4 protein-coding genes are annotated in these 4,617 nt (G+C 32.7%); all 4 read left to right on the forward strand.

Features of this window, described 5'->3' with window-relative positions; genetic code table 11:
* On the forward strand, positions 1–1,602 hold a 1,602-nt coding region (locus AB8B90_RS07300; RefSeq protein WP_405335210.1), incomplete at its 5' end, for a T9SS type A sorting domain-containing protein.
* 88 nt (positions 1,603–1,690) lie between these two features.
* Positions 1,691–2,857, forward strand: a complete 1,167-nt coding sequence (locus tag AB8B90_RS07305) for a trans-sulfuration enzyme family protein (RefSeq protein WP_405335212.1) — start codon at positions 1,691–1,693, stop codon at positions 2,855–2,857.
* Positions 2,850–3,740, forward strand: coding sequence for a 23S rRNA (adenine(1618)-N(6))-methyltransferase RlmF (gene rlmF / locus AB8B90_RS07310; protein WP_405335214.1), 891 nt, complete (start codon positions 2,850–2,852; stop codon positions 3,738–3,740). Before AB8B90_RS07305 ends, rlmF begins: the two co-directional genes overlap by 8 nt.
* Positions 3,741–3,783: 43 nt before the next feature.
* Positions 3,784–4,500, forward strand: coding sequence for a bacillithiol biosynthesis deacetylase BshB1 (gene bshB1, locus AB8B90_RS07315; protein ID WP_405335216.1), 717 nt, complete (start codon positions 3,784–3,786; stop codon positions 4,498–4,500).
* Positions 4,501–4,617 lie beyond the last annotated feature (117 nt).

The raw sequence follows: 4,617 nt of genomic DNA on the forward strand, positions 1-4,617 counted from the left end.
GGTGGTTATTTAGAAAGAGATCAACAAGGAACAGCAAGTAGCTTTCATTACAATTACTGGTCATCATCAGTAAATCCGATTACGACTTCTGGAATTGGTCAAAGAGGAAATGGTGTACCAAATTCAAATCCAGATTATTCAATTAGTGATATTCTGAAAGATGGAACAAATGTTAATAATCCTAGTGCTATTAATTTTCAATCAGCTTATATAGCTGCAGACGGAGCCATTACATCTCCTATTACAATAAGTTCTTACTGGATGTTTTTATTTAACGGTTTGAGTAGTGATTATAATTCTTGGGTATCGATTAATCCAATGACATCCATACAAGTTGGTGAAGGTTACACAATGAAAGGTTCCTCTGGATTAGCAGCGATAAATTCTCCACAGAATTATGTCTATAGAGGAAAACCTAATAATGGAAATATTAGTTTAAATATTAGTTCAGGTAATGATAGGTTAATAGGGAATCCGTATGCATCTTCTATTGATGCTGTTGAGTTTATTCTAGACAATACAAATGCTAATGGAGGTAGAGCTGCATCAAATATAATTAATGGCGCGTTGTATTTTTGGGATCATTTTTCAGGGGGCACTCACAATCTTCAAGAATATGTAGGTGGTTATGCAATATATACAAGAATGGGTGGTGTGAAAGCCATCTCAAATGATATAAGAATTAATAATAATAATGCCGAGGGAACCAAAGTGCCAGGAAGGTATATCGCTTTAAATCAAGGATTTTTCGTATCTGCAACATTAGATGCTTCAATCTCTGGAGCAACAAGCACAGTTTCAGGAGGTAACGTCCTCTTTAAAAATAGTCAACGTATTTTTAAAACTGAAAGTGTTGGTCAATCAGTTATGTTCAGAAATGCGCAAAACACTGGTGATATTGAATTTGATACATGTGAAAAATTGAGACTTATGTTTGACTCTCCTTCTGGATACCACAGGCAATTATTAGTTGGAGTAGAAGCATTTGCTTCACTTGATTTTGATTTGGGCTTTGATGCTCCAATGATAGATATAAATGCTGAAGATATGTTTTGGAATTTTAATAATGTTGAATATGCTATTCAAGCAGTAGATCATTTTAATGAAGATCAAATACTTCCCATAGGTTTGATTACAAACGAAGATGGTATAAGTGAAATAAGCATTGATGAGTTAGAAAATATCCCAAATGATAAAGAGATTTTTATTTTTGATCAGGAGTTAAATACGTATCATGATTTAAGAATAAGCGCTTTTCAAGTCAACTTAATTGCAGGAGAATATTTAGATCGCTTTTTTGTGACATTCTCAGATTCTAATGATACACTATCAACTTTAGATGTTGTAGAAAATCAAATCGCTATTAGTTACTTAAACGCAACTAATGAAATTTTTATTACAACTATCAATATTTTTGAAGTTGAAAGTATTCAATTAATTAATATGTTGGGTCAGGAAGTCCAAAACTGGAAGCTTTCTCAAGAATTGATTTCTAATTCAGAAATAAGAATTTTAACTAAAAGCATATCAGAAGGAACTTATGTGATTAAGTTGAATACTAATAAAACAACTCAAAGTGCTAAAGTTGTAATAAAAAATTAATCTTAATCAATAAATTTAATTTTGTGATATTCAACTAAAAGTAAATAGCTTTCTTTTTTGTAATTTTAATCAAAATAAGTTTAGAATTATGTCAAAAAAAGCATTAGGACTTAACACCATTTGCACTCATGTAGGAGAAATAAAAGATGAACAATTTAAAGGAGCGATTTCACCAATTTATTTGTCAACATCTTATGAGTTTGATAATGTAGATGTTAAGCGTTACCCAAGATATTTTAATACGCCTAATCAAGAATATTTAGTTAAAAAAATAGCCATGCTAGAACATGCTGAAGATGCTTTGATTTTTGCTAGTGGAATGGCGGCAATTAGTCATATGTTTCTTGCGTTTTTAAAAAAAGGAGATCACTTAGTTGTTCAAAACACTTTATATGGAGGAACAAGTAATTTTATTAAAGAAGAATTTCCTAAATACGGAATTGAATATACGTTTACTAATGGTTACGATGTTTCAGATTTTGAAGCTGCTATTCAGCCAAATACAAAATTAATTCACTTAGAAACACCATCAAACCCTTTATTGACTGTTACTGATATTAAAGCAGTTGCTGATTTAGCAAACTCTAAAGGGATTATCTCATCAATTGATAACACATTTGCAAGTCCTGTAAACCAAAACCCTATTGATTTTGGTATTGACCTTGTCATGCATTCTGCAACAAAATATTTAGGAGGACATAGTGATATTTTGGCTGGAGCAGTTGCAGGTTCAAAAGCACATATAGAACGAATTTGGAATGTTGGTAAAAATCTTGGTGGAAGTTTGAGTGATTTTACCGTTTGGATGTTAGAACGAAGCATGAAAACGTTAGCATTGCGTGTTAAAGCTCAGACAAAAAACGCAAAAAAAATAGCTAAGTTTTTAGACAAAAATAATAAGATTGCTAAGGTTAATTATCCAGGTTTAAAATCGCATCCACAGTATGAATTAGCTAAACGTCAAATGCATGACTTTGGAGCTATGTTATCTTTTGAGCTGGTTGAAGGGATTGATGCTATGGCATTTCAGAAGGAACTTAACCTAATTAAATCATCAATGAGTTTAGCAGGAGTAGAGAGTACTATGTTATTGCCTTCTGAGACTTCGCACGCACTTCTTACACAAGAAGAGCGAGATGCTGTAGGGATTAGCAACCAACTGATTCGTTTTTCTGTAGGTATTGAAGATTATAAAGATTTAAAACAAGATATTAAACAGGCTCTAGCCACAACTAAAGTTAGTTCTCTTGCATAAAAAAAACACACATTCTAAAGGGTATAATTTTGCGACATTAATTTCCGATTCACCACAATTGGAGGCATTTGTGTTTGAAAGTAAGTACGGAAAAAACACGATAGATTTTTCGAATCCTAAAGCGGTTAAATGTTTAAATACTGCTTTGTTAAAAACGCATTATGGAGTCGCCTTTTGGGAATTTCCAGACGAAAATTTATGTCCGCCAATTCCAGGTCGCGTTGAATATATTCATTTACTAAACGATGTGTTGGAAACTTCAGGGCTCAAAAAGAATATTAAGATTCTAGATATAGGAACAGGAGCTACATGTATATATCCACTTTTAGGTCACGCAGTACACAACTGGGATTTTATAGCTTCTGAAATAGACAAGAATGCACTAGAAAATGCAAAGTTAATTGTAAACAAAAATGCATTAAATAAACACATTGAATTACGATTTCAAGACAACCCTCAACAGATATTTGATGGTGTTTTAAAATCTTCTGAAAAAATCACAGCGACACTTTGTAATCCCCCTTTTTATAAAAATGAAGCGGAAGCAAATGAGAATAATCAGCATAAACTTAAAGGACTAGGTAAAGACACACAGCAAATTCATAGGAATTTTAGTGGTACATCAAAAGAGCTTTGGTATCCAGGAGGAGAGAAGGCCTTTTTGCATAATTATTTATACCAAAGTTCTTTATTAAAAACCAATTGTTTTTGGTATACAAGTTTGGTGTCTAAAAAAGAGCATGTGAAATCGATGCAATCTTCTCTTAAAAAATTAGGAGCTACCTCAGTACAAGTGCTTCAAATGTCTTTGGGTAATAAAATCAGTAGAGTAGTAGCTTGGACTTTTTTAACGGAAAAGCAACAACAAGAATGGCATTTATAATGTCTTTTAGAATTCGTAATTTGCAGATAATTATTGATAACGTATGAAATTAGATATACTCGCTTTTGGAGCGCATCCGGATGATGTAGAACTTGGTTGTGGTGGAACCATTGCTAAGGAAATTGCTAACGGAAAAAAAGTTGGTGTTGTAGATTTAACTCGAGGTGAATTAGGAACAAGAGGTACAGCTGAAACTAGAGATGAAGAAGCAGCTGAAGCAGCAAAAATTTTAGGTGTTTCTGTACGGGAAAATTTAGCTTTTGCTGATGGTTTTTTTGTGAACAATAAAGCGCATCAATTGGAAATTATAAAAATGATCCGTAAATACCAACCAGAGATCGTATTGTGTAATGCTATAGATGATCGACATATTGATCATGGTAAAGGCAGTAAATTAGTTAGCGATGCTTGTTTTTTAAGTGGTTTATTAAAAATTGAAACAGAATCTAATGGTGAGATTCAACAGAAATGGCGACCAAAACAAGTGTATCATTACATTCAATGGAAACATATAGAACCTGATTTAACAGTTGATATCACAGGTTTTATGGATACTAAAATGGCTTCGGTTCTAGCTTATAAAACCCAATTTTTTGATCCTAATAGTGATGAACCACAAACGCCAATATCAAGTAAGAATTTTACAGACAGTATAAATTATAGAGCTAGAGATCTAGGTCGATTAATTGGAGTTGAATATGCAGAAGGCTTTACAGTAGAACGTTATGTAGCTGTAGATAGTTTATTTGATTTAAAGTAATAATTTTAAAAAAAAGACTTTGTTGTAATTCTTAAAAGATTTACATTTGCAGTCCAATTAAAATGGTGGTTGTAGCTCAGCTGGTTAGAGCGTCGGTTTGTGGTACCGAAAGTCGCC

It is taken from the genome of Psychroserpens sp. (assembly GCF_045105015.1).
Lineage (GTDB): Bacteria > Bacteroidota > Bacteroidia > Flavobacteriales > Flavobacteriaceae > Psychroserpens.

Excerpts from the sequence above, each read along its gene's own strand:
- AB8B90_RS07305 (WP_405335212.1), top strand. The coding sequence starts at position 1,691 with ATGTCAAAAAAAGCATTAGGACTTAACACCATTTGCACTCATGTAGGA.
- bshB1 (WP_405335216.1), top strand. The coding sequence starts at position 3,784 with ATGAAATTAGATATACTCGCTTTTGGAGCGCATCCGGATGATGTAGAA.